The sequence below is a fragment of the Arthrobacter sp. 001422645 genome (genome assembly GCF_059816125.1).
Genome location: NZ_JCBANT010000004.1, coordinates 32,226 through 57,179, shown reverse-complemented (window position 1 = coordinate 57,179; position 24,954 = coordinate 32,226). Strand labels below are relative to the sequence as shown.

The following is a 24,954-nucleotide window of genomic DNA, read 5'->3' as shown; positions in this document are numbered from 1 at the left end:
CTGGGAGACTCAGTCCAGCGAGATCGGGCCCAGTTCGTCCAGCACATCGCCCGGCCCCGGGTTCCCGGCCGCCGAGGCCCCGCCCAGGTGGTTGACGACGCCCCAGACCGCGTTCAGTCCGGTGGTCACCGCGCCCTCGGCCCACCCGGCGGTGAACGACACGTCGTCGCCGGCCAGGAAGATCCCGCGCTGCTCCTCCGGGAGCCGGTCCTGCTTGAAGTGGCTGAAGAGGCGCTGCTGGTAGCGGTAGTGTCCCGGCAGGTTGGCCTTGAAGGCCCCCATGAAGTTGGGGTCCGCTTCCCACGAGACGGTGATGGGCTGGCCGACGATGTGGCCGGCGATGTCCACGCCCGGGTAGATCTGCTCGAGCGAGTGCAGCATCAGCTCCACCCGCTGGTCCGCGTCCAGGGCCAGCCATTTCAGCGCGTCGTCGTTCCAGGTGTAGGAGAGCAGGATGACGGCGGGCTGGTCCGGCCCGTTGTCCAGCAGGTACGTGGCACGGTTCAGCCGGTCGGTCAGCGTCATGGACATGACCTCGCGGCCCGTCGCGGGATCGATGTCCTTCCAGAAGGGCCGGTCGACCATCACGAAGGTCTTGGACGACTGCATGTAGTGGGAGCGTTCGATCGCGGTCCACAGCTCTGCCGGGAACAGGGTTTCTTCGGTGTGGATCCGTGTCGACAGCAGCCATGACTGGCAGGTGGTGATCACGGCCGGATAGGCAGCCTCGCGGCCCCACTGCTCCCTGATGCGGAAGTCGCCGCTGCCGTCCCGGGCGATCCGGTCCACGGCGCCGCGCGGGGCACCGGCGTGCAGCGACGCCAGCGACGTCCCCTCGGGCCAGTGGGCCATGCCCGACGGCGCGTGCTGCCAGAGTGCCTCCGGGAGCCGTTGCGCCCCGCCGGCAATGAGCCGGTGCGCGTCGTCGGCGTCGGTGTAGACGACGCGCAGGATCTCGAGGATGGAGTTGGGGAAGTCCGTGTCCCAGCCGCCTGTGCCGAAGCCCACCTGGCCGAACGCCTCGCGGTGCGCGAAACCGGCTTGCTTGAACGAGTCGCTGCCGGCGATGAAGCCGTAGAAGGTCTGTTCATCCAGCAGGGGAAGCAGCCCGTTCCACAGCTCCTTGATCCGGGCGGTGTCCCGCGCGCGGATGGCGTCCTGCATCTCGGTGAACTTGGCGCCGTCGTTGACGGCGGCCTTCCAGGCCTCGGCGACTTCCCGGAAGAACGGCGGGAGGTCCGCCGGGGTGCGGGCGTAGTGCCTCTGCCCGGCGAGCTCGATCACCGTGCTGGAGGTCGCCGCCGCCAGCGGGTTCGGGAACTCCTGGGTTTCCAGACCGAGCAGCTCGACGTAGTGGTAGAACGCCTTGCCCGACACCGGGAAGCGCATCCCGCCGAGGTCGGCGACCACGCCGGCGGCGGAGGGGAAGCTCGCGGTCCGCAGCCGGCCGCCGATCTGGTCCGCCTCGTAGAGGACCGGGCGCAGGCCCAGTTTCATCAGCTCGTGGGCCGCCACCAGTCCGGAGAGCCCTGCGCCGACCACGGCAACTTCGGTTCCGTGCAGCCCGGCCGGGACGGTGCCCAGGCCGTCCGGGTGGGCCAGGTAGTGGTCGTAGCTGAACGGGAAGTCGGGATTCAGCATGGTGATCGGGGCCCGGTCGCCGGAGCCGGGCGCTGCCGGTCCGGGGGCCGGGAATTCTGTGGCGGTTGTCATGAGTGGTGTACTTTCATCGGTTCGGGTGTGGGGTCGGACGGGGCTGCGGCGGATAATTCACGGTATTCCTCGTGGCTGAGCGCCGCTACCCGGGAGTGCCTGCGGCCGTAGCCGAAGTAGACGGCCAGTCCCACCAGCATCCACAGTCCAAAGACCACCCACGTGTCGGCGCCCAGGTTGAGCATGAGGTAGCCGCACATGGCGGCTCCCAGGATGGGGGTCAGCGGAAACAGCGGGACGCGGAAGCTTCGCGTGAGTTCGGGCCGGTGGCGCCGCAGGTAGATGACGGCGACGTTGACCAGGGCGAAGGCGAAGAGCGTGCCGATGCTGGTGGCATCCGCCAGCGCACCGAGCGGGACGAGGCCCGCGGTGAGGGCGACGGCGGTGCCCACAATCAGGGTCCCGGCCACCGGGGTGCCGGTGCGGGGCGAGACGCGGCTGAAGATTCTGGGCACCATGCCGTCCCGTGACATCGACAGCAGGATGCGGGTCTGGCCGTAGAGGACCGTCAGCACGATGCTGGCGATGGCCAGCACGGCCCCGACGGCGAACACCAGCGCAATCCAGGGCTGCCCGGTGGTCTCTTCCAGGATCTTCACGAGGGCGGCTTCGGTGCCGTCGAACCAGCCCCAGGGCCGCGCGCCGATCGCGGCGACCGCGACGAGCACGTAGATGGTGGTGACGATCAGCATCGAAAGCAGGATGGCCCGGGGCAGGTCGCGCTTCGGATTGCGGGCTTCCTCGCCGGCCGTGGAGGCTGCATCGAACCCGATGTAGGAGAAGAACACCCGGGAGGCCGCGGCGGAGACGCCGGCTGCTCCCATCGGCAGCAGCGGTTCGAAGTGTGCGGCGTTGAACGCGGTGAAGGCCACGGCGCAGAAGAACACCAGGATGCCGACCTTGATCACCACAATGGCCGTGTTGATCCAGGCGCTTTCCCTGGCGCCGCGGACCAGCAGCGCCGTGGCCAGGACCACGATCACGATCGCCGGCACGTTCAGCACGCCGCCGTTCCCGGGCGGCTGCGAGATTGCGTCCGGCAGCGCCAGGCCGAAGACTGCGAGGGCTTCGTTGACATATTGGCCGGCCCCGACGGCGACGGCGGCGACAGAGACGGCGTATTCGAGCACCAGGCACCAGCCGCAGATCCAGGCCATGCCTTCGCCCATAGTCGCGTACGTGTAGGAGTAGCTCGACCCTGCCGCGGGCACCATTCCGGCCATTTCGGCGTAGGAGACGGCGGAGAGCAGCGCAGCGACCCCGGCGATCGCGAAGGAGATCCAGATGGCCGGGCCCGCCAGCGGCACGGATTCACCCAGGATGACCAGGATGCCGGTGCCGAGCGTGGCACCGACGCTGATCATCGTCAGCTGCAGCACGCCGAAGCTGCGGACCAGCCGCGTGCCGCCGTGTCCGGTTTCGGCTTCGCTGACGAGCTGCCCGATCGGCTTGCGGCGAAGCAGTTGCGCGGTCAGTCCGGGACGGCCCGTGGTGGCCGGTGGCCGTTCTCCCATAAGAGTTGGCACAGTCATCGTTGACGTCCGTTCTTCAGTAGTGGTCTTTCCCCGCGTCCAGCCTAGGCTTGTGAGCCAGCTCTCACGGTTGTGCAAAATGACCTGTAGTCTTCAGTCATGAGACTTAATGCACCGCAACTCCCGGCCCCGGGCGCCCGTGGCGACCGTGGCTGCTGACGACGCCGAGCGGCTGGGTTTCGTCACCCTGGCACAGTTCCTGCGCCAGCTGCCGCCGGACCTGTCGGTTCTGCACGACGGCGGCAACGGGGCGGAACGGCTGCGCTGGGTGGAGCCGAGCGAGCTGGAGGATCCCACCCCATACCTGCTCGACGGCGAGTTCCTGCTCACCGCCGGCCTGCCGTTTCTGGGCGGGGGCGGCGCCGAAGAATTTGTGGACGCCTACGTGCGGAGGCTGGTCGGTGCGCGCGTCTCCGCCCTGGGCTTCGGCCTGGAACCGTACTTCGACGCGGTACCCGATTCTGTGGTGCAGGCCTGCCGGCGCCACAACCTGACCCTCGTGGCCGTCCCGAAAACCGTTCCCTTCGCCGCCGTCGGCCTGGAGTTCTCCCAGTTGCTGGAATCGGACAACGCCGCGACGTTCCGGCAGCTCGCGGACACGAACCGGCAGCTAATGCGTGCAGTGTTGTCGGCGCGGCCGGAGCACGAGCTCCTGGCCGCCCTCGTACAGCGGGTTCCGGTCTGGGCAGTCCTGGTGGGCGCGGACGGACGGGTGCGCGCCCGCGGAACCGCCGGCGCAGCCGGAGCCCCCGCCACGCCCGGCGCGGATGCGGCAGCGCTGGCGCCCCTGCTGGCAAGGCTGCTGTCCGGCAGCGGCCCGCGGGTGGAGCTGGACTCGTTTGGCACGGCAGGTTCGGCGCTGGTCTTCGGGTATCCCCTGCGCAGCACCCGGGACGCCAACCTGGGCGCCCTGGTCCTGGGCACCGACGCCCCGCTGACCCCCGCCCAGAACAGCGTCGTCTCCACCGCCGTCGGGCTGCTGGAACTGCTGGTGCGCCAGCGCACCAGCGGCTCACTGGCCCCCAGCCAGCTGGCCACCGCGCTGCTGCTGCATCCGGACAGTGTGGCGTCCGGAGGCACCCGCCAACTCAACGGACTCAAGGACCTGCTGGCGCAGAGCGTCTCCTCCACCCGGTCCGGCCAGCTGCGCGTGGTGCTGGGCATCCGCCCGCAGGCTGCAGGGGCGCCGGACGCCCCGGCAGCCGCCGCAGCCACCGCTGTCCCGGCAGGCGCCGCCGCCGCACCGGGCCGCGCCGGCCGCTCCGGCGAGAGTCCCGTGCGGGAGCTGCTGGAGTGGCGCCGGAAGTTTGATACCAAGCTGGTGGAGATCACCGACTTCGGCTTTGCCACCATCACCCGGCTGAAGGTCGACGACGCCCTGCTGGCCGCCGCGGAACGGCTCGGCTGGCGCTTGGTGGTCGGGAGCGCCACCGAGCTCTCCGGTCTGGCGGAGGCCTACCAGCGGGCCTGGTCCCTTCGCGGCCGCGTCGGGACCACCGGACGCAGCGTGCGGGTTGATGACGTGACGTGGTCCGTGGCCGGGCTGCTCGGCAAGGAGGCCGGCGCCATGCTGGCCGCCCGGCTGCTGGCGCCCGTGCTGGCGCTGGCACCGGAACGGCGGGACGCCCTGCTCGGCATCCTCCGTGCCTGGCTCGGCGCGAACGGCAGCTGGGATGCCACGGCCAAAGCCACCGGCCTGCACCGCAACAGCATCCGCCGGCAGATCGGCACTCTCGCGGAATTGCTGGACCTGGATTTCAATCACGCGCAGGCCCGGGCCGAGCTCTGGATTGCCCTGCAGTACACGGACGAACTGCCCGGGATGCGGGCGGCGCCGGAGGCCCCGGAGTCCGGCGCCGGTCAGCCGCCCCAGGAACGGTAGATCTCCGGCCGGAGATCATCCAGGTATGCGACCTCGGGCCCGGTCGCGCCCGGTTCCGGCAGCTCGGCGAACAGCAGTTCGGCTCCGGTGCCGGCCGAGGCCAGGAGACCGCCGTCCGGGGCTGCGATGACGCTGCCGCCCAGGAAGTCGCAGCCCTCCTCCGTCCCGCAGTGGTTGGCATAGGCCACCGCCAGATGGTTCTCCAGCGCCCGCGCCCTGATCAGCACCTGCGGCACGGCGTCGAATCCTTTCGCGAGGGCGGTCGGCACCAGCAAGAGTTCGGCCCCGCGCACCGCGGCGGCGCGGACGGTCTCGGGGAACTCCACGTCGTAGCAGATCACCAGTGAGGTCCTGAGTCCGTGGAAGTCCACGACGCCGGGGCTGGCGCCTGCGGGGGCAAAGGCCTGGCGCTCCTCCGGCCCGAAGAGATGGACCTTGGCATAGCTGAGAAGCTCGTCGCCGTCCTTATCGACGAGGGTGGCCGTGATCTGCCAGTCCCCCGCGGCGGTGACGGCGGGGAGGCTGTAGACCAGCGCAATGCCGTTCTGGCGGGCCACGTCTGCCAGGGCGCGCCGGAGGGAAGGCAGCGCCGCCGGGTCGAACTCCGCCCGCAGCCGGAGGGGCGCATACCCCACCGGGAAGAGCTCCGGGGTGAGGAGCAGCTGGGCGCCGGCCGCCGCAGCCTTGCCGGCGGCGGCCTCCACCGCGGCGCAATTGGCGTCAACATCCAGTACGGCGGCATTCGCCTGCATCAGGGCCAGCAGCACCATTACCACCTCAGGATCCCGGGGTCCGCCCTTGGCGGCGGACTCTCGCTCCCCAAGCGTAGCCACCCGCCGGCATCGCCGTCCCGGTGCATTTCCGCCCGGCCGCCCGGGAAGCAGGGTGAAATGCCCCGCCGGGCCCGGCAGGTGCACGGCAGGCGCCCGGCAGGCGCACGGCAGGCGCCCGGCAGGCGCACGGCAGGCGCCCGGGCAGGCGCGGCACCAGCCCGCGCACCGGCCCTCAGAGGCCCACCGGCGGACTCCCCCGACCCGCCATGCGTTAACTTCTTGACTACAAGAGGCGGATGGGGCAATCTTCATTGCATGCCCTCACCAACGCGCTCAACGAGGAGCCGAACCAAGAACCCCGGATCTCAATCCGCACTCCGGCATCTGAACCAACAGCGGATCATCGAATGCCTTCTCGCCGGTCCCTCCACACAGGCGGAACTCGCGCGGCAGACCGGCCTCTCCACGGCCACGGTCTCGAACATCGTGAAGATCATGCAGGACGCCGGGCTGGCCTCCACCGAACCGATCACCAGCTCCGGGCGGCGGGCCCTGAACGTCCGGCTCAACAGCAACGGCGCCGTGGCCGTCGGCATCGACTTCGGCCGCCGGCACCTGCGCGTCGTGCTGGCTTCGCTGAGCTATCACGTGATCGCCGAGGAATCGATCCTGCTCCCCCTGGGCCACCACGCCGAGGAGGGCATCGTGGCCGCCGTCGGACTCCTTGACCGGCTCCTGGCCAACAGCGGCGTGGAACGCAGCGCCGTCGTCGGGGCCGGCGTCGGCATCCCCGGCCCCATCGACCGCCGGACGGGCACGGTGGCGCAGGGCGCCATCCTGCCCGAATGGGTGGGCATCAACATCCTGCAGCGCCTCGAGGACGCCCTGAATCTCCCGGTTTTCGTGGACAACGACGCCAACTTGGGCGCCCTCTCCGAGGTCACCTGGGGGCCGCATACCGGCATCAGCAACCTGATGTTCCTCAAGATCGGCTCCGGCATCGGCGCGGGGCTGATCCTGAACGGCATGCCCTACTACGGCAACGTGGGCATCACCGGCGAAATCGGCCACGCGACGATCCACGAGCACGGGCTGGTCTGCCGCTGCGGCAACCGCGGCTGTCTGGAAACCATCGCGTCGACCACCACCATGATCGAGCTCCTGAGCCGCGGCGAGGACAAACCGATCACCCCCGAGGACATCGTCCGCAAGGCCATCGCGCGGGACTCCGCGACCCTGCGCGTCGTCGACGACGCCGGGCTCGCCGTCGGCCGCGCGCTGGGCAATGTGGCCAACCTGATCAACCCCGAAGTGATTGTGGTCGGCGGGCCGCTGGCAGGGCTCGGCGAACTGCTGCTGGATCCGATCCGGCGCGGCCTGGTCCGGCACGCGGTGCCCGTGATCGGCGAAACGACAACGCTCACCATGTCCTCGCTGGGTGACCGCGCCGAGGCCCTCGGGGCCACCGCACTGGTCTTCCAGCACGCCGGAATCCGGCGGAACTAAGTTTTCGTTACCGGGCCGTTGCGTTAAAGACTTGACGACAACGCCTGTGATCCAGTTTACTTTCTCATCAGACGGCCCTGCGGTTTGCAGGGGCGGACAACGAAGTCATGCATTGGAGGCGTAAGGGCAGATGACGTCCCTCAACACGCACAGCGATCCGGTAATCCTCGAGATGCGCTCCATCACCAAAGAGTTCCCCGGCGTTAAAGCATTGGCCGAGGTGAACCTGCGGGTGAAGGCCGGTGAGATCCACGCGATTTGCGGTGAGAACGGCGCCGGCAAGTCCACCCTGATGAAGGTGCTTTCCGGGGTCTACCCCTTCGGCAGCTACACCGGGGACATCGTTTACCAGAGCGAAGTCCAGGAATTCAAGGACATCCGGGCCAGCGAACACGCCGGCATCGTGATCATCCACCAGGAACTCGCGCTGATCCCCGAGCTGTCCATCATGGAGAACATCTTCCTGGGCAACGAGCCCACCAAGCGCGGCGTGATCGACTGGGCCGAGGCCCGGATCCGCTCCACCGAACTGCTGGCCCGGGTGGGGCTCCGGGAGGACCCGGAAACCCCGATCAAGGAGATCGGCGTCGGCAAGCAACAGCTTGTAGAAATCGCTAAGGCCCTGAACAAGTCGGTGAAGCTGCTCATCCTCGACGAGCCCACGGCGGCACTGAACGAATCCGACTCCCAGCACCTGCTGGACCTCATGCTCGGCCTGAAAGGCCGCGGCATCACGTCCATCATCATTTCCCACAAGCTGAACGAGATCGAGCAGATCGCGGACTCCATCACCATCATCCGTGACGGCAAATCGATCGAGACGCTGAACGTCAAGGCCGACGGCGTCGACGAGGACCGCATCATCAAGGGCATGGTGGGCCGGACGCTGGAATCCCGGTTCCCGGACCACGAGCCGAAGATCGGCGAGGTCTTCTTCGAAGTCAAGAACTGGAACGTGGGCCACCCGCAGGTCCAGGACCGCATGGTCTGCAAGAACTCCAACTTCTTCGTCCGCCGCGGCGAGATCGTCGGCTTCGCCGGGCTGATGGGCGCGGGCCGTACCGAACTGGCCCGCTCCGTCTTCGGCCGGTCCTACGGCCGGTTCCTCTCCGGGCAGGTGTACCTGGACGGCAAGGAGGTGGAGCTCAAGAGCGTCCGCCAGGCCATCGACGCCGGCCTGGGCTACGTCACCGAGGACCGCAAGATGCTCGGGCTGAACCTGCTGGACGACATCAAAGCCACCACGGTCTCCGCCAACCTGCGCAAGGTCAGCAAGCACAACGTCATCGACGCCAACAAGGTCTTCACCGTGGCCGAGCAGTACCGCAAATCGCTGCGGACCAAGGCGCCCTCGGTGGAGGAAGGCGTGGCAAAACTCTCCGGAGGCAACCAACAGAAGGTGGTGCTGGCGAAATGGATGTTCACCGATCCTGAGCTGCTGATCCTCGACGAGCCCACCCGCGGGATCGATGTCGGCGCCAAGTACGAGATCTACGGCATCATCCAGCAGCTGGCCAACCAGGGGAAGGGCGTCATTGTGATTTCCTCGGAGCTGCCCGAGCTGCTGGGCCTCTCGGACCGCATCTACACCATCTTCGAAGGCGCCATCACCGGCGTGCTCAACAAGGACGAAGCAAGTCAGGAAAACCTCATGAAGCTCATGACCTCCGCCCGCAAGACCGCCTGACCCGCTGGGCCATCCAGAACACTCCGAACCCTCCGGAAACAAGGACTGAAACAATGAACGCGCTCAAGAAGCTCTTTGGCGGCAACACCCGCCAATTCGGCATGATCTTCGCCCTGGTGGCCCTGATCATCTTCTTCCAGATTGCAACAGATGGCCGCACGCTCACCCCGGGCAACGTCATCAACCTCTTCAACGGCAACTCCTACATCCTGATCCTCGCCATCGGTATGGTGCTGGTGATCATCGCAGGGCACATCGACCTGTCCGTCGGTTCGGTTGCGGCGTTCGTGGGCGTCTGTGTGGCCCTGTTCATCAGGGACTGGGGCATCCCGTGGTACCTGGGTGTCCTCATGGGGCTGCTCCTGGGCGTCCTGATCGGCGCCTGGCAAGGCTTCTGGACGGCCTACGTCGGCATCCCGGCGTTCATTGTCACGCTGTCCGGCATGCTCATTTTCCGCGGCGCCAACCAGTTCGTCGGCAAGTCGAACACCATCCCGGTTCCCGGGGATTACCAGTACATCGGCTCCGGCTACCTTCCCGAAATCGGACCCAGCACCGGCTACAACAACCTCACCCTGCTCCTGGGCCTGGCCGCCGTCGCCTTCGTGGTCTTCAGCGAGATCCGCTCCCGCCGCAACGCCAAGGCCCTCGGCGCCGAGGTACCCGAAGCCTGGGTCAGCGTCGTCAAGCTGGTCCTGATCTGCGGCGCCATCCTGTACGCCACCTACCTCTTCGCCACCGGCCGGCCGGGCACGTCCTTCCCGATCCCCGGGCTGATCCTCGCCGTCCTGGTCATCGTCTACGGCTTCATCTCCTCCAAGACCGTCATCGGCCGCCACATCTACGCCGTCGGCGGCAACCGCCACGCCGCCGAGCTCTCCGGCGTCCAGTCCAAGAAGGTCAACTTCCTGGTGATGATGAACATGTCCATCCTGGCCGGCCTCGCCGGCATGATCTTCGTCGGCCGCTCCACCGCGTCGGGCCCGTTCGACGGCGTCGGCTGGGAACTGGATGCCATCGCGGCCGTCTTCATCGGCGGCGCAGCGGTGACCGGCGGCGTCGGCACCGTGATCGGCTCGATTGTCGGTGGCCTGGTGATGGCCGTGCTGAACAACGGCCTACAGCTCCTCGGCGTCGGCGCCGACCTCACCCAGATCATCAAGGGTCTGGTGCTCCTGATCGCCGTCGCGTTCGATGTCTACAACAAGACCCAGGGCAAGAAATCCATCATCGGCCTGATGTTCAAGAACTTCGGCCGCAGCAGCGAGATGAAGGCCGACGAGACAACCTCCACCAAAGAGGTCATCTCCCGCGGCGCCTAGTCCGCCCCTGATCCGCTCCATCACGATTCTCCGCACACCATCTAAAGAAAGTGAACCAAGCAATGCGAATGATTGGTAAAGCAGGAAAGGCAGCAGCAATCGCTGCTATTGCGGCACTGGCGCTGACAGCCTGCGGCCGCTCCGACAGCGGGGCGACCGGCGGTTCCACCACCGGCGGCGAGGCCTTCCCGAAGGACTCCCTGATCGGCGTCGCGCTCCCCCAGAAGACCAGCGAAAACTGGGTGCTGGCAGAGACGCTCTTCAATGACGGACTCAAGGAAGCCGGCTTCAAGCCGGATGTGCAGTTCGCCAACGGCGGCGTTTCGGAACAGCAGAACCAGATCAGCGCCATGATCACCAAGGGCGCCAAGGTCATCATCGTTGGCGCCATCGACGGTGCGCAGCTGGGCACCCAGCTCCAGCAGGCCAAGGAATCCGGCGCCACGATCATCGCGTATGACCGGCTGCTGCTGAACACCCCGAACGTGGACTACTACGTGGCCTACGACAACTTCAAGGTCGGCGAACTCCAGGGCCAGGCCCTGCTGGAGGGCATGAAGGCCAAGAAGCCGGAAGGCCCCTACAACATCGAGCTCTTCGCAGGCTCGCCTGATGACGCCAATGCGAAGGTCTTCTTCGACGGCGCCATGAGCGTCCTGAAGCCGAAGATGGACGACGGCACCCTGAAGGTGCTCTCCGGCCAGACCTCCTTCGAGCAGGCCGTTACCCAGGGCTGGAAGGCAGAGAACGCCCAGAAGCGCATGGACACCCTGCTCGCCGGAACCTACGCGAGCGCCACCCTTGACGGTGTGCTGTCCCCGAACGACACCCTGGCCCGCGCCATCATCACGTCCGTCAAGGCCGCCGGCAAGCCGATTCCGGTTGTCACAGGCCAGGACTCCGAGGTTGAGTCCGTGAAGTCCATCATGGCCGGTGAGCAGTACTCCACCATCAACAAGGACACCAGCAAGCTCGTGGAGCATGCCATCACCATGGTCAAGGACCTCCAGGCCGGCAAGACGCCGGAGATCAACGATGACAAGTCCTACGACAACAAGGTCAAGATTGTTCCCGCGTACCTGCTGGAACCGGTCATCGTGACGCAGGAAAACGTCAAGACGGCCTACGTCAACGATCCGGTCCTTGGACCGCTGACGCAGTAGTTCCTGTGTAGACAGCACCTCAAGGAGCCCCGGCTCCGCCTCCTGGCGGGCCGGGGCTTTTTGCTGCCCTCACTCCGGGGCAGACCTTCACAGCGGATCCATAGCTCCGGAAAGCGGTCCGCACAGCAGCCCGTACCAGTGTGGTGTCTACCGCCGGCTATTCCGGCCGACCCAAGATCCCTAGGAGTCACGTGAGCGTCCTTGCCCGGAGTGTAGGCAACGCCTTCAGAAACAAGGTCCGAACAGCTGCCGTGGTGGCCGTTCTGGCGGTTGCCATCGGCCTCGCACTGGCCATGCTGGTGGCCAACCAGGCCGTCGCGGGGAAGGTCGCGGAACTGAATGCCTCGGTGGGCACCGTCCTCACCGTCAATCCTGCGGGCGGCCAGGGCTTCGAAGGCGGCGGCGAGCCGCTGACCGCGGAACAGGCCACGACGGCGGCCTCCGTGCCGAACGTGAGCACGGTGGTCGGCACCAAGGCGCTGCGGCTCCGCAACGCCGATGCGGCCGCCGCCCAGACCGGAGGTCCGGGAGGTCTTGGCGGACAGGGTGGACCGGGCGGGCAGGCCGCCACCACGCTGACTACGAGTCTCACCGCCGCCGTCGACGCCGGAACGCTCGGCGCCCGCAACCAGGCCTCCACCGGGACGTCCGGGACGTCGGGGACGGCGCCGGCGTTCTCGGTGCCCATCACAGCCACCGGCATCGGCGCCGAGGTAGACACCACCGGCAAGGCACTGGAACTGACGGAGGGCACGGGGCTGGGCGACTACACGGCCGCCTCCACCGGTGCCCTGCTCGGTACCACCCTGGCCGAGAAGAACGGCCTTGCCGTCGGCTCGACGTTCACCATCAACGACCAGAGCTTCACCGTGGCGGGCCTGTTCGACGCCGGCACCGCGTTCGGCAACAACGCCCTGTACCTGACACTCCCTGCGGCCCAGACACTCGCGGAACTCCCCGGGGAACTTTCCACGATGATCGTCACCGTGAATTCGATGGAAAACGTCGAGGCCGCCAAGACGGCCCTGCAGGAGGCGCTGGGCTCCGATGCGGCCGACGTCAGCCAGGGCCAGCGCAACCTTGAAAGCGCGGTCAGCTCGCTCGGCAGCGTCAAGAACATCTCCTTCATCGCCTTCGTGGCGGCCCTCGCCACCGCGGGCCTGATCATTTTGCTGATCATGGTCATGCTGGTCCGCGAGCGCCGCCGGGAAATCGGCGTGCTGAAGGCAATCGGTGCCCGGAACCGCACCATCGGGCTGCAGTTCGTCCTGGAGGCGCTGGTCCTCGTGGCCCTGGGCAGTGCGGTGGGTGCCGCCGTCGCGTCCTTCGCCAGCGGCGGCATCGCCTCCGCACTGATCAGCTCCAACACCGCCACCACCACCGTGCCCGGCCAGCGCGGCATCCCCGGCGGCACGCCCGGCGGATTCCCCGGCGCGCCCGGCGAAGGACCCCTTGGCGGGGCCAGCCAGCTGCTGACGTCCGTCACCGCGAGCGCCTCGCCCGGTGTGATCGCCGCCGGTATTGCCGCGGTGTTTGGTGTCGCCATCATCGGGGCGCTGGTTCCGGCCCTCCTGACCGCCCGCATCCGTCCCATCGAAGTCCTCCGGGGAGAGTAGCCATGATTGAAGTCAAGAACCTGGTCCGCACGTTCAAGTCCGGCGACCGCACCATTAAGCCGGTCAATGATGTCAGCTTCGAGCTCGAGCAGGGCACGCTGGCCTCCATCGTGGGCAAGAGCGGCAGCGGCAAGAGCACCCTGTTGTCCCTCCTCGGCGCCCTCGATAAGCCGACCAGCGGGGATGTGCTGGTCAACGGCGTGAGCCTGGCCGGCATGCCCGACAGCAAGCTCACCGAGTACCGGCGGCGGGACATCGGCTTCGTGTTCCAGCAGTTCAACCTGATTCCCAACCTGTCCGCGGTGGACAACGTCATGCTGCCCATGGAGTTTGCGGGGATCCGGAAGGCCGTCCGCCTGGGGCGTGCCCGGGAACTGCTGGAGCAGGTGCAGCTCGATCCGGACAAGCATGTCCGCCGTATCAACCGGCTCTCCGGCGGCGAGCAGCAACGCGTGGCGATCGCCCGCGCGCTGGCCAACTCCCCCCAACTGATCCTGGCGGACGAACCCACGGGCAACCTCGACGAACAGACCGGGGAGCACATCATCGAGCTCCTCAGTTCGCTGAGCCGGGACCACAACACGACCATCCTCGTGGTGACCCACGACCGCTCCCTGGCGAACAAGACCGACCGGAGGTTCCGGCTCCAGCAGGGCCGGCTGACGGAGGAGGGCGCGCGCAACCGGGCCGCGGCAGGCTCCCCGGCCTGACCTGCCGGCCGCCCGGCAGGGCCGCCGCGGAAGCCGGGTGCGCTCCCCTCCCCGACGCTCCCTCAGCTTCCGCGGCTCCCTCCCCGACGCTCCCTCAGCTTCCGCGGCCCCCTCCCCGACGCTCCCTGCCCCGGGTGAGAAGATGGCACCATGACCGCCCTCATCGCCAAGCCCTGGTTGTTCAGTCAGCCGGACACCGATCCCCGGACTGCAACAGGCGCCAGGTTGCGCTGGGGTGTCATCGCCACGGGAGGCATCGCGGCGTCCGTGACCCGCGACCTGGAACTCCTTGCGGATGCCGAACTCTACGCCGTCAGTTCGCGCACGCAGGCGGCAGCGGATGCCTTCGCCTCCGATTTCGGCTTCGCGCGTGCGTACGGGGATCAGAACGGGCAGACCGGTTATGAACGGCTGCTTGCCAACGACGCCGTCGACGTCGTCTACGTCGCGACGCCGCACGCCCACCACCATGAGATCGCGCTGGCGGCCCTGACCGCGGGTAAGCACGTCCTCTGCGAGAAGGCGCTCACTGTCAACGCCCGGGAGGCCTCGGAGCTCGTGTCGCTGGCGCGCAACAAGGGCCTGTTCCTGATGGAGGCCATGTGGAGCCGCTTCCTGCCCAGCATGCAACGGGCCTTCGAGATCGCCGCCTCCGGCGAGATCGGGGAGGTCAAGTGGGTGGGGGCGGACCTGGGCTTCCCGGCGCCGTATTCGCCCGCCTCGCGCCTCTGGGCACCCAAGGACGGAGGCGGCGCGCTGCTGGACCTCACCGTTTACCCGCTGCTCTGGGCCCTGGGCACGCTCGGCTTCCCGCAGACGGTCAGTGCCACCGGCTGGCTGAACGACGACGGCGTGGACGCCCAGAACGCGCTCACGCTCGGTTACCACCACGGCGCCCAGGCGCAGCTGACCTCCTCCCTTTTGGCGCACGGCCCCCGCACCGCAACGGTGGCCGGCAGCCATGGCTTCCTGCAGTCCCTCGGTTCGATCAACAACCCCAAGGAGCTTCTGGTCCGGGTGGGCTTCGAAGAGCCGCGCAGCGAATTCTTCGACGTCGTCGGGCGGGGCTACAGCTACGAACTGCGCGAGGTGACCCGTTGCATCCAGCAAGGTCTCACCGAGAGCCCCGTGATGCCGCTTGAGGATTCCCTCAACACCATGCGGTTGTTCGACGGGGTGCGCGCGCAGCTGGGTGTGATTTATCCCAACGACGCCCGGTGACGGCCGTTTTCGGCGATTGGGGCCAGCCGAGTTTGTGATGCACTCTGGACTCTCCACCGCGCGCGGACTTACCCTATAGGGAACCATCGAGCGTTCGGGGAATGGGGTGTGCACTTGGACCCAGCAGCTGTCCCGCTACGCGCGCGCCGAACCTTCCGGCGGGTGATTCTGGGCGGTGTCGCCGGGATCGCCTGGCTGACGCTCGCAGCGACGGCGGCCAGCGCTGACGAGGCTGCTTCTCCCCCTCCGACGGCGGCCGCCACAGTCATGACGGTCCCCGCGGGAGCAGCGCCGGCGACAGCGAACCCGGTTCCAACGGTTTTGACGGTAGCCCACGTCATTGTCGCTGCCGTGCCCACGGCCGCGGAAACCACCTGGGCAGCTGTTCCGGTTCCGACCCCCGACGGTGAACCAGCCCCAACCCCCTCAACTCCAGACCCCCCATCTCCGGCGCCTCCGCCCGAGCCTGCTGTCCCCGCGCCCGTTCTGGCGCCCGACCCTCGGGCCCCTGCTGTTCCTCCCGCACCGCCGGCCCCTCCCGCTCCTCCCGTTCCTGAACCTGTGCTGGAGCCCGCTCCGCCCGCTCCTGCACCCGATCCAGCTCCACCCGTGACCACTCCGGCGCCCGATCCCGCACCGCCGGCTGCCGATCCATCCCCTCCCGTGACCGCCCCGGCCCCGGACCCCACGCCTCCAGGCACAACCCCGGCCCCGGTCCCGGATTCGGTGCCCGCCGATCCGGTGGGGGCGGGCCAGGTGCCGTCAGTGCCGCCAGCGACAAGTCCGGCACCGCCCGTTGATCCAACCGGTCCTGGGCCGGATCTCCAGGACGTCGTTCTCCCCGAAACGTCTCCCCCTGCCCCGGGCCCCGTGGTCGCACCGGCACCGGTGGTCGCACCGGCACCCGTGGTCGCACCGGCACCCGTGGTCTCGACGGCGTCCGTGGTCTCGACGGCGTCCGTGGTCGCACCGGCAACGGTGGTCTCTCCGGCGTCCGCGGATGCACGTGCATCCGGAATCCCCGCCGGCTGCCAGGTCGGCGGCCAGGCTTTGAGGGACCTGCAGCACGCCAGGTGGGCGTCGGGCAACGAGTTCCTTGGAAGGGTCCTGTACCTCCCGGTGCTGGCAGGAGAGATCAGCCTGACGGGGAAGGTCCAGCAGCCCGGCAGCACGCACCCGCAGGAAAAGGCACCGGGAGAACCTGCGCCGCCGGCCCCTAGCGGTAAGCACCGCCCTGGCCCCATGCCCAACGGGACAGGTCTGCCCGCCCCCAACGCCCTGCCCGCGGCTCCCGGCTCCGGAACCGGAAATACGGTCTCGTCCGGCGGCCCCGGATGTGGAGCCGCCTGGCTTCCCAACCAGTACCTGGTCATTCCCACCGCCGGCGCGGAACCAATCCGCGGCCCGCTTCAGCACGTCCATTCCGCCGACGCTGCTGACCCCGGTTCCTCCCCTGACTAGTTAGCCGTCTCTGCCTTCCACAGAGCACGGCCATTCGGGCTGCCGTTGAGCGCCCGTTAACAGTCATTCAGGAGATTCCCCATGGACGCCACCGTCCACCGCCGGTACTCCGGCACCCCGTTTGCCTCTTTCGCCTCCCCCGCCTCGGGACTGACGTCGTCAGCGCCTGCAGGACCGGACGCCGCGCCGGCCAGCCCCGGAGGCCCCCCTGCGCGCCGCAAACCCTGCCCCCAGCAGGAGGAACGCCCGCCCTAAGAGCCCCGCTCCCGCCAGGTCTTTGTGAGGCCGGAGCGAAGTCGTTGGGTCCGCTGGGGGACTCAACGGCCCACAACTCCGGCAAGGCAGTCCATCGTTGGGTCCGCTGGGGGACTCAACGGTGAACAGGCCCCGCAAGGCAATCCGTCGTTGGGTCCGCTGGGGGACTCAACGGTGAACAGGCTCCGGCAAGGCAATCCGTCGTTGGGTCCGCTGGGGGACTCAACGGCAGACAGGCTGCGGAAGCTTCTGCCCCGCACAGCGGCCATCGGTCTTTGGCCGCAGTGCGGGGAGCCGATACCCGTCCCGGTATCATTCAGGAGGTGCGCCGCCGTGGCGCACGGAGAAGGGACGGGGACAAACGTGGACAGTTCGCCCGATATCGTCACGGCCGAGCTCCTGGGCGGCCGATACCAACTGGGGGAAGTGATCGGCCGGGGCGGCATGGCTTCCGTCTACGCCGCCAAGGACATGAACCTGGGCCGCGACGTGGCGCTCAAACTCTTTGCGCCGCAGTCCGCCGATGCCGACGAACTCAAGCGCCAGGAAGCCGAGATTCAACTCCTGGCAACCCTGAACCATCCGAGCCTGGTCACATTGTTCGACGCCGGCACGGACACCCGGATCCCCGGGGAACCCCGCCCCTTCCTCACGATGGAACTCGTTGACGGACAGGACCTCCGGACGCGGATCCGGCACAGCCCGCTGCCGCTGGCTGAGATCGCGGTCATCGGAGCCGGAGTGTCGGACGCCCTGGCCTACGTGCACTCGCTCGGCATCATCCACAGGGATATCAAGCCGGCGAACATCCTCCTGGTTCCGGTCCGTCCCGGGGAACCGCTGCGGCCCAAACTCACCGACTTCGGGATCGCCCGCATGATGGATGGCACCCGGCTGACAGCGACGGGCACCATGGTGGGCACCGCCGCGTACCTGAGCCCGGAACAGTCCCGGGGCGCGGACCTGGGCCCGGCCAGCGACATCTATTCCCTGGGGCTGGTCCTGCTCGAATGCCTCAAGGGAGAGGTCGAATATCCCGGCAGCGCGGTGGAATCCGCGGTGGCGAGACTGCACAGGGCACCGGGCATCCCCGATTCCGTCCCGGCCGAATGGGCCAAGCTGATCCGGTCCATGACAGCGCTGGACCCCTTGGACCGTCCGTCTGCAGCGGACCTCGAGGTGGCGCTGCGGCATGCCCTGATCTCGCCCGGCGCCCTTCCCGGCCTCCTGGCCGAAGAGCGGACCCGGGTGCTGCCCGCCCCTCCGGGCCGGCCACCGCGGCTGCCTGCCGCGGCACCGGTTCCCGAAGACGCCTCTTCCACCCGCTCGGGCGGGGGGACGCTGGCCCTGCACCGGCTGGACCCGGACGCAGTGGCCGGCCCAGGCCGGAGGTCACTCCTGATGCGGTCCGCTGCACGCTTCAGGCGGTCCCGCCGCCGCACCCGGATCCTGCTGTCCCTTGCGTTGCTGGCCGTCATGACGGGTGGCGTCGCCGCCGTCGTCGCCCTGGCAACCCCTGAACCGCCCGACGTCGTCCCCTACCCGGGTGTGCCCGGGGAGCTTGGCGAGCACCTGAAAGAGCTGCAGAAGAGCGTGGAACCATGAGCTTGATTAACCGGCGGGCCCGCGGCGCCGCGCGCAACAGCCGGCGTCTGCGCCTCGCCGGCGCGGTCCTTGGCATGGCGCTCGTCACCGCCACCCTTGGCGGCTGCGCCGCCGCCCCGGATCTGGACCGCAATGCCGCCCGGCAGCTGCAATCCAAGGTCCTTGCCGTGACCGGGGCAGCCGCCGCCAATGATCCGGCCGCATCACTGAAGCACCTTGACGCTTTCGTGCTGGAACTGGATGAGGCGGCTGCCCGCGGGGACGTGTCCTTCAAACGGCACCAGAGCATCAGCAAGTCCGTCGACGCCGTCCGGGCGGACCTCAAGGCCCGGCAGGCCGAAGCCGCCCGGGTTGCCGCCGAGCAGAAGGCCAAGGCCGCCGCAGACAAAGCGGCAGCAGACAAGGCCGCGGCAGACAAGGCGCAAGCAGAAAAAGCGGCGGCGCAGGCAGCAGCCGCGCAGGCCGCTGCAGCCGCTGCGGCTCCCCCGCCCGCCGTCGCGCCCGCGCCGGCCGACAAGGGCAAGCCGAAGGGTAAGGGCAAGAACGGCTGAAGCCGCGCCGGGCCGTTCCGACGGCGACGCCGGCAGCGGCCCTGACAGGGCAAAAACGCCGAACGGCGCAGCGGAAGTTTCCGCTGCGCCGTTCGGCGTTGCCTGTCGCCGGTGAAACGGCGTGGCGGTCCTAGCCCAGCATCGACAGGACTTCGCTGAACTTGGCCGAGGGCCGCATGACTGCGGTGACCTTGGCCTCGTCCGGGTGATAGTACCCGCCGAGGTCCACCGGCGAGCCCTGGGCAGCCAGGAGCTCTCCGACGATGGTTTCCTCGCCGGCATCCAGCGCGCCGGAGACGGCGGCGAAGGCCGCGGCCAGCTCGGCGTCGTCGGTCTGGCGGGACAGTTCCTGGGCCCAGAACTTGGCCAGGTAGAAGTGGCTGCCGCGGTTGTCCAGTTCGCCGGCCTTGCGCTTCGGGGACTTGTTCTCCAGCAGGAACGTCCCGGTGGCGCGGTCCAGGGTGTCGGCAAGGATCTGCGCGCGGGCGTTGCCCGTGGACGTGGCAAGGTGCTCAAAGCTGACGGCCAGGGCCAGGAACTCACCCAGGCTGTCCCAGCGCAGGTGGTTTTCCTTCAGAAGCTGCTGGACGTGCTTCGGGGCAGAGCCGCCGGCGCCGGTTTCGAAGAGGCCGCCGCCGTTGATCAGCGGCACCACGGAGAGCATCTTGGCGCTGGTGCCAAGTTCCAGGATCGGGAACAGGTCCGTAAGGTAGTCGCGCAGCACGTTGCCGGTCACCGAGATGGTGTCCTCGCCCTTACGGATCCGCTCCAGTGTGAAGGCCGTAGCCTCGACCGGGGACAGGATGGCGATCTCCAGGCCCTCGGTGTCGTGTTCCTTGAGGTATTCCTCCACCTTGGCGATCATCTGGGCGTCGTGGGCGCGGCTCTTGTCCAGCCAGAAGACGGCCGGCGTGGCGGAGGCGCGGGCGCGGGTGACGGCCAGCTTGACCCAGTCGCGGACCGGGACATCCTTGGTCTGGCAGGCGCGCCAGATGTCACCCGGGGCGACCTGGTGCTCGATCAGCACGGTGCCGGCGTCGCCGATCAGCTGCACGGTGCCGGCGGACTGGATCTCGAAGGTCTTGTCGTGGCTGCCGTATTCCTCGGCGGCCTGGGCCATCAGGCCGACGTTCGGGACGGTGCCCATCGTGGTGGGGTCGAAGGCGCCGTGGGCGCGGCAGTCGTCGATGACCACCTGGTAGATGCCGGCGTAGCTGCTGTCCGGGAGGACGGCGAGCGTGTCGGCTTCCTGGCCGTCGCGGCCCCACATGTGTCCGGAGCTGCGGATCATGGCCGGCATGGAGGCGTCCACGATCACGTCGGAGGGGACGTGCAGGTTGGTGATGCCCTTGTCGGAATCGACCATGGCCAGCTCGGGGCCGTCGTTCAGGCCCTTCTGGATGGCTGCCTCGACGTCGGCGCGGATCTCCTCGGGGAGGTCCTCGAGGCCGTTGAGGATGGAGGCGAGGCCGTTGTTCGGGCTCAGGCCGGCGGCGGCGAGCTGGGCGCCGTACGTGTCGAAGAGGTCGGCGAAGTACGCCTTGACGACGTGGCCGAAGATGATCGGGTCCGAGACCTTCATCATGGTGGCCTTCAGGTGGGCGGAGAACAGCACACCCTCTTCCTTCGCGCGGGCCACCTGTGCGGCGAGGAAGGTATCCAGCGCGGCCGCGCGCATCACGGTGCCGTCGATGACCTCGCCGGCGAGGACGGGGAAGGCACGCTTGAGCACCTTGACCGTGCCGTCCTCCTTGACCAGCTGGATCTTGACGTTGCCGTCGGCCTTGATGACCACGGACTTCTCGTTGGAGCGGAAGTCATCGGCGTCCATGGTGGCGACGTTGGTCTTGGACTCGGGGGTCCAGGCGCCCATGCTGTGCGGGTTCTGGCGGGCATAGGCCTTGACCGACAGCGGCGCGCGGCGGTCCGAGTTGCCCTCGCGGAGCACCGGGTTGACGGCGGAACCCTTGATCTTGTCGTAGCGGGAGCGGATGTCCGTCTCCTCGTCCGAGGAGGGGTTGTCCGGGTAGTCCGGAAGGGCGTAGCCCTGGCCCTGGAGTTCCGCGATGGCGGCCTTCAGCTGCGGCGTCGAGGCGCTGATGTTGGGCAGCTTGATGATGTTGGCCTCGGGCTTCTTGACGAGGCCGCCAAGCTCGGCCAGGGCGTCACTGACGCGCTGCTCTTCGGTGAGGTAGTCGCCGAACGCGGCGATGATGCGGCCGGCCAGCGAAATGTCTCGGGTCTCCACCTCCACACCGGCCGTCGAAGCGTAGGCTTCGACAATCGGCAAGAACGAATAGGTTGCCAGCATCGGCGCTTCGTCGGTGTGGGTATAGATAATCTTTGCCATTGCTCGGGCGTCTCCCTGAAGGTCTGGGTATTTCCGGAATTTTGTGTTATCTCAACATCACTAACTTACCCGAGGGAGCCGGGTTGCCGCCTACCGGCGTCGTCCGCCCCGGACTCCATGAAGCGCACAACCCGTCATGACAAGACTTGACAAGATGCTTTACAGATTGGTCAAAGTCCCGTAGTTTCGTTCCCATCACAGCGGACGCCACCGGCAGCCGCACCGCTTTCCACCGGTTAGGACAACCATGAGAACACCCAAAACTCTGGCCACCAGCCTATTGAGCCTCTCGGCCGCAGCACTCCTGGCATTGAGCGCTGCGGGGGCAGCCAGCGCAGCCCCGGCACCCGGCAAGGCACCGACGGAGACGTCGGGGGTCAGCAGCCACACCGTCGTCGAGACAGGCGGAGCGGAGTACTGGACGGCCGAGCGGATGCGCAACGCCATCCCCGGTGACGTGCTGGCCGAAAAGGCCAAACAGCGGAGCGCCAACTCCACGGCCGCCCTGAGCCGGCCGGCCGAAGCCGGGGCGCCCAGCACGGTGGAGGCCCAGAGCCCGCTGCGCCAGGCCAAGGAAGTCCAGCCCAAGGCAAATGCCAGCGAGACACCGGTCAAGCACATCGGCAAGGTCTTCTTCACCCTGGGCGGCACCAACTACGTCTGCTCGGGCAACTCGGTCTCCTCCACGAACAAGAGCACCGTCTCCACCGCCGGCCACTGCGTCAACGAGGGCCCGGGCGCCTTCGCCACCAAGTTCACGTTCGTTCCCGCCTACCTGAACGGCTCCGCGCCCTACGGTATGTGGACGGCCAAGTCCCTCCACGCCCCCACCCAGTGGAGCTCCGGCGGCGACATGACGTACGACACCGGCTTCGCCGTTATGAACACCCTCAACGGCCAGAAACTAGCCGACGTCGTGGGTGCCTCGGGCGTACAGTTCAACGCCGCACGCGGCCTGAGCTACAAGGCCTTCGGCTACCCCGCAGCGGCGCCCTTCAACGGCGAGTCCCTCAAGAGCTGCAGCGGCACCGCCACGAATGACCCGTACAACCCGCAGTTCAACAGCCAGGGCATTCCCTGCAACATGACCGGCGGGTCCTCGGGCGGCCCGTGGTTCATCGGTTCCAGCTCCACCGGCTACCAGAACTCGGTCAACAGCTACGGCTACGGCAGCAAGTCCACCACGATGTACGGCCCGTACTGGGGCTCCGTCATCCAGCAGGCCTACAGCAGCGCGGCCGCCGCCTAGGCGTCCACCCGGCTACACAGACGCGGGGTCACTCGAGGCCCATCTCCAGCAGCGGGGATGGGCCCAGGTGGCCCCGCTTTGGCGTGCGGCCCCGAATTGTGCCCTCGGCCACGGGACATGCCCTCCCCCGGCACGAAGGACTGGGCACAATCCCCTGGCACTACGGGACATGCCCTCCCTTGGCGCCTTGGCTTGGACATATACCCCTCGTGCCCAGTCCTGGGCTCGAACAATGAGCATGTCCCCGCCCTGCTCGCTACGCGCGTCCAGCCTGACCCCAATAATCCTGGCAACTACGGCCTAGCCACGGGACATGTCCTCCCACGGCACGAAGGACTGGGCGCAATCCCCCGGGCACCGCCGGACATGCCCTGGCCCGGAACGAAGGACTGGGCACAATCCCTTTATGCCCATCCGCGGCCACAAAAAATGGACATGCCCTCCGCGAGGGGAGGGCATGTCCATTCTTGGTGCTGCGGCCGCGCCGGTCCGCGGCCCAGCGACACCCGCCGCTCGGGCGAGCAACCGCGCGCCGGGCTCCGCGACGAGCAACCCCGCCAGCAGTTACTTAGTGGAAGAAGTGCCGGGCGCCGGTGAAGTACATCGTGATGCCCGCGGCGTTGGCTGCGGCGATGACTTCGTCGTCCCGGACCGAGCCACCGGGCTGGACGACGGCGCGGACGCCGGCGTCGATCAGGATCTGCAGCCCGTCGGCGAACGGGAAGAACGCGTCCGACGCCGCGACGGCCCCGCGGGCACGTTCCGGGGCTCCGGCGGCGTCGGCGTTGGAAGCGCCGCCCGCACCGTCAACATCGGAGTCCACAGTTACACCCAGCGAGTTGGCCCGCTCGACGGCGAGCTTGCAGGAATCGAGCCGGTTGACCTGGCCCATGCCGATGCCCACGGCGGCGCCATCCGAAGCCAGCAGGATGGCGTTGGACTTGGCGGCGCGGCAGGCGGTCCAGGCGAACGCGAGGTCGGCCAGGGTGCCGGCGTCGGCGGCGTCACCGGCGGCGAGGGTCCAGTTGGCGGGGTTGTCGCCGTCGGCGTCCACCCGGTCTGACATCTGCACCAGCACGCCGCCGGAGACCTGGCGGATTTCGGAGGGGTAGCGGCCGTAGCCCTCGGGCAGGGCGAGGAGGCGGATGTTCTTCTTCTTGGACAGGATCTCCACGGCCTCGTCTTCGAAGCCCGGGGCGATGACCACCTCGGTGAAGATGCCCGCGACGGTCCGGGCCATGCCCGCGGTGACCGTACGGTTCGCCGCGATCACGCCGCCGAACGCGGAGACCGGGTCGCAGGCGTGCGCCTTGGCATGCGCGTCGGCGATGGGGTCCGCCGCGGAGGCCGAACCCACGGCCACACCGCAGGGGTTGGCGTGTTTGATGATCGCGACGGCCGGCTCGGCGAAGTCGAAGGCGGCGCGCAGGGCGGCGTCGGCGTCGACGAAGTTGTTGTAGCTCATGGCCTTGCCGTGCAGCTGGTCGGCCTGCGCGATGCCGGCCGGGGCGGCCTTGTCCACGTAGAGGGCGGCCTGCTGGTGCGGGTTTTCGCCGTAGCGGAGCACCTCGGAGCGCTCCAGGGCCAGCCCGGCGTAGGCGGGCCAGTCGATGACGCCGTCGCCGTCCTCGTCGAGGAACTGGCTCGCGGTCCAGCTGGCCACGGCGGTGTCATAGGTCGCGGTGTGCGCGAAGGCCTTGGCGGCCAGCCGGCGTCGGGTCTTCAGGTCAAAGCCGCCGGAAGCGGCGGCAGCCACGACGTCGTGGTACGAGGAGGGGTCCACCACAATCGCGACGGCGGCGTGGTTCTTCGCGGCGGAGCGCACCATCGCGGGGCCGCCGATGTCGATCTGCTCGACGACGTCGTCCTGCGCGGCGCCGGACTTCACGGTTTCCACGAACGGGTAGAGGTTCACGACGACGAGGTCGAACGGCTCGATGTCCATCGACGCGAGCGTCTCCATGTGGGCCGGGACGCGGCGGTCGGCGAGGATGCCGCCGTGGACGCGCGGGTGGAGGGTCTTGACGCGGCCGTCCAGCATTTCCGGGGAGCCGGTGACTTCCTCGACTTCCTGCACCGGGATGCCGGCGGCGGCGATCCTCTTGGCGGTGGAGCCGGTGGAGACGATCTTGACGCCGGCGTCGTGCAGGCCCCTCGCGAGCTCCTCCAGACCAGTCTTGTCGTAGACCGAAATCAGGGCCCGGCGGATGGGAACACGGTCGATGGATACACGGTCAAGCTGCGTGAAGCTCACAAAAGTCTCCGTCTTATATCGCGGCGGGGCCGCGGGTGGTGGGGATGCGGCCAGTTTATCGCGTCAGCGCCCTCTGCCGTCCGCCGGGATGCCCGCGCGCCGGA

Annotated in this window: 17 protein-coding genes; 12 read left to right on the top strand and 5 right to left on the bottom strand. The window is 68.2% G+C overall.

Annotation, left to right across the window (positions count from 1 at the left end):
• Positions 1–9: 9 nt before the first annotated feature.
• Together AC6EUH_RS06515 and AC6EUH_RS06510 are read right to left on the bottom strand one after the other, a co-directional pair.
• Positions 10–1,713, bottom strand: coding sequence for a flavin monoamine oxidase family protein (locus AC6EUH_RS06515; protein ID WP_499738145.1), 1,704 nt, complete (start codon positions 1,711–1,713; stop codon positions 10–12).
• Positions 1,710–3,245, bottom strand: coding sequence for an amino acid permease (locus AC6EUH_RS06510; RefSeq protein ID WP_499738144.1), 1,536 nt, complete (start codon positions 3,243–3,245; stop codon positions 1,710–1,712). The genes AC6EUH_RS06515 and AC6EUH_RS06510 overlap by 4 nt, the downstream gene beginning before the upstream one ends.
• Before the next feature lie 109 nt (positions 3,246–3,354).
• Between AC6EUH_RS06510 and AC6EUH_RS06505 the strand changes: the two genes are divergently transcribed.
• Positions 3,355–5,127, top strand: a complete 1,773-nt coding sequence (locus AC6EUH_RS06505) for a PucR family transcriptional regulator (protein WP_499738143.1) — start codon at positions 3,355–3,357, stop codon at positions 5,125–5,127.
• On the opposite strand, the gene AC6EUH_RS06500 is transcribed toward AC6EUH_RS06505, so the two are convergent.
• The gene (locus AC6EUH_RS06500) at positions 5,106–5,897 is read right to left on the bottom strand and encodes a nitrilase-related carbon-nitrogen hydrolase (protein ID WP_499738208.1); all 792 of its coding nucleotides are present in this window, start codon (positions 5,895–5,897) and stop codon (positions 5,106–5,108) included. The genes AC6EUH_RS06505 and AC6EUH_RS06500 overlap by 22 nt on opposite strands.
• A gap of 318 nt (positions 5,898–6,215) precedes the next feature.
• On the opposite strand from AC6EUH_RS06500, the gene AC6EUH_RS06495 reads away from it, so the two are divergent.
• The 10 genes from AC6EUH_RS06495 (at position 6,216) to AC6EUH_RS06450 (ending at position 18,997) form a co-directional block, all read left to right on the top strand.
• Positions 6,216–7,406 carry an ROK family transcriptional regulator gene (locus tag AC6EUH_RS06495; protein ID WP_056432957.1) on the top strand — a complete coding sequence of 397 codons (1,191 nt, stop codon included), beginning with the start codon at positions 6,216–6,218 and terminating at the stop codon, positions 7,404–7,406.
• 130 nt (positions 7,407–7,536) lie between these two features.
• A complete protein-coding gene (gene mmsA / locus AC6EUH_RS06490; protein WP_056432954.1) occupies positions 7,537–9,093 on the top strand; it encodes a multiple monosaccharide ABC transporter ATP-binding protein in 1,557 nt (518 codons plus the stop codon).
• Between the two features lie 53 nt (positions 9,094–9,146).
• A complete protein-coding gene (mmsB, locus tag AC6EUH_RS06485; protein ID WP_499738142.1) occupies positions 9,147–10,415 on the top strand; it encodes a multiple monosaccharide ABC transporter permease in 1,269 nt (422 codons plus the stop codon).
• A 62-nt stretch (positions 10,416–10,477) separates the two neighbouring features.
• Positions 10,478–11,578 carry a substrate-binding domain-containing protein gene (locus tag AC6EUH_RS06480; RefSeq protein ID WP_499738141.1) on the top strand — a complete coding sequence of 367 codons (1,101 nt, stop codon included), beginning with the start codon at positions 10,478–10,480 and terminating at the stop codon, positions 11,576–11,578.
• 191 nt (positions 11,579–11,769) lie between these two features.
• Positions 11,770–13,194, top strand: coding sequence for an ABC transporter permease (locus AC6EUH_RS06475; RefSeq protein WP_499738140.1), 1,425 nt, complete (start codon positions 11,770–11,772; stop codon positions 13,192–13,194).
• A 2-nt stretch (positions 13,195–13,196) separates the two neighbouring features.
• A complete protein-coding gene (locus tag AC6EUH_RS06470) occupies positions 13,197–13,904 on the top strand; it encodes an ABC transporter ATP-binding protein (RefSeq protein WP_056432941.1) in 708 nt (235 codons plus the stop codon).
• Between the two features lie 150 nt (positions 13,905–14,054).
• Positions 14,055–15,125: a Gfo/Idh/MocA family protein gene (locus AC6EUH_RS06465; RefSeq protein ID WP_499738139.1), complete on the top strand. Its 1,071-nt coding sequence runs from the start codon at positions 14,055–14,057 to the stop codon at positions 15,123–15,125.
• Between the two features lie 870 nt (positions 15,126–15,995).
• Positions 15,996–16,586 carry a hypothetical protein gene (locus AC6EUH_RS06460; RefSeq protein WP_499738138.1) on the top strand — a complete coding sequence of 197 codons (591 nt, stop codon included), beginning with the start codon at positions 15,996–15,998 and terminating at the stop codon, positions 16,584–16,586.
• A 699-nt stretch (positions 16,587–17,285) separates the two neighbouring features.
• Positions 17,286–18,446 (top strand): serine/threonine-protein kinase, encoded by a 1,161-nt coding sequence (locus AC6EUH_RS06455; protein WP_499738207.1) that lies wholly within the window; start codon positions 17,286–17,288, stop codon positions 18,444–18,446.
• A complete protein-coding gene (locus tag AC6EUH_RS06450; RefSeq protein ID WP_499738137.1) occupies positions 18,443–18,997 on the top strand; it encodes an FIMAH domain-containing protein in 555 nt (184 codons plus the stop codon). Before AC6EUH_RS06455 ends, AC6EUH_RS06450 begins: the two co-directional genes overlap by 4 nt.
• A 130-nt stretch (positions 18,998–19,127) precedes the next feature.
• On the opposite strand, the gene AC6EUH_RS06445 is transcribed toward AC6EUH_RS06450, so the two are convergent.
• Positions 19,128–21,347, bottom strand: coding sequence for an NADP-dependent isocitrate dehydrogenase (locus AC6EUH_RS06445; RefSeq protein WP_499738136.1), 2,220 nt, complete (start codon positions 21,345–21,347; stop codon positions 19,128–19,130).
• Positions 21,348–21,594: 247 nt separating this feature from the next.
• Between AC6EUH_RS06445 and AC6EUH_RS06440 the strand changes: the two genes are divergently transcribed.
• Positions 21,595–22,596, top strand: a complete 1,002-nt coding sequence (locus AC6EUH_RS06440) for a trypsin-like serine peptidase (RefSeq protein WP_499738135.1) — start codon at positions 21,595–21,597, stop codon at positions 22,594–22,596.
• 568 nt (positions 22,597–23,164) lie between these two features.
• Here AC6EUH_RS06440 and purH read toward each other — a convergent pair.
• Positions 23,165–24,850: a bifunctional phosphoribosylaminoimidazolecarboxamide formyltransferase/IMP cyclohydrolase gene (gene purH, locus AC6EUH_RS06435; protein ID WP_499738134.1), complete on the bottom strand. Its 1,686-nt coding sequence runs from the start codon at positions 24,848–24,850 to the stop codon at positions 23,165–23,167.
• Positions 24,851–24,954 lie beyond the last annotated feature (104 nt).

Excerpts from the sequence above, each read along its gene's own strand:
- AC6EUH_RS06455 (WP_499738207.1), top strand. The coding sequence starts at position 17,286 with ATGGCTTCCGTCTACGCCGCCAAGGACATGAACCTGGGCCGCGACGTG.
- AC6EUH_RS06510 (WP_499738144.1), bottom strand. The coding sequence starts at position 3,245 with ATGACTGTGCCAACTCTTATGGGAGAACGGCCACCGGCCACCACGGGC.
- AC6EUH_RS06450 (WP_499738137.1), top strand. The coding sequence starts at position 18,443 with ATGAGCTTGATTAACCGGCGGGCCCGCGGCGCCGCGCGCAACAGCCGG.
- AC6EUH_RS06470 (WP_056432941.1), top strand. The coding sequence starts at position 13,197 with ATGATTGAAGTCAAGAACCTGGTCCGCACGTTCAAGTCCGGCGACCGC.
- AC6EUH_RS06440 (WP_499738135.1), top strand. The coding sequence starts at position 21,595 with ATGAGAACACCCAAAACTCTGGCCACCAGCCTATTGAGCCTCTCGGCC.
- AC6EUH_RS06480 (WP_499738141.1), top strand. The coding sequence starts at position 10,478 with ATGCGAATGATTGGTAAAGCAGGAAAGGCAGCAGCAATCGCTGCTATT.
- mmsB (WP_499738142.1), top strand. The coding sequence starts at position 9,147 with ATGAACGCGCTCAAGAAGCTCTTTGGCGGCAACACCCGCCAATTCGGC.
- AC6EUH_RS06515 (WP_499738145.1), bottom strand. The coding sequence starts at position 1,713 with ATGACAACCGCCACAGAATTCCCGGCCCCCGGACCGGCAGCGCCCGGC.
- AC6EUH_RS06445 (WP_499738136.1), bottom strand. The coding sequence starts at position 21,347 with ATGGCAAAGATTATCTATACCCACACCGACGAAGCGCCGATGCTGGCA.
- mmsA (WP_056432954.1), top strand. The coding sequence starts at position 7,537 with ATGACGTCCCTCAACACGCACAGCGATCCGGTAATCCTCGAGATGCGC.
- AC6EUH_RS06500 (WP_499738208.1), bottom strand. The coding sequence starts at position 5,897 with ATGGTGCTGCTGGCCCTGATGCAGGCGAATGCCGCCGTACTGGATGTT.
- AC6EUH_RS06495 (WP_056432957.1), top strand. The coding sequence starts at position 6,216 with ATGCCCTCACCAACGCGCTCAACGAGGAGCCGAACCAAGAACCCCGGA.
- AC6EUH_RS06465 (WP_499738139.1), top strand. The coding sequence starts at position 14,055 with ATGACCGCCCTCATCGCCAAGCCCTGGTTGTTCAGTCAGCCGGACACC.
- AC6EUH_RS06505 (WP_499738143.1), top strand. The coding sequence starts at position 3,355 with ATGCACCGCAACTCCCGGCCCCGGGCGCCCGTGGCGACCGTGGCTGCT.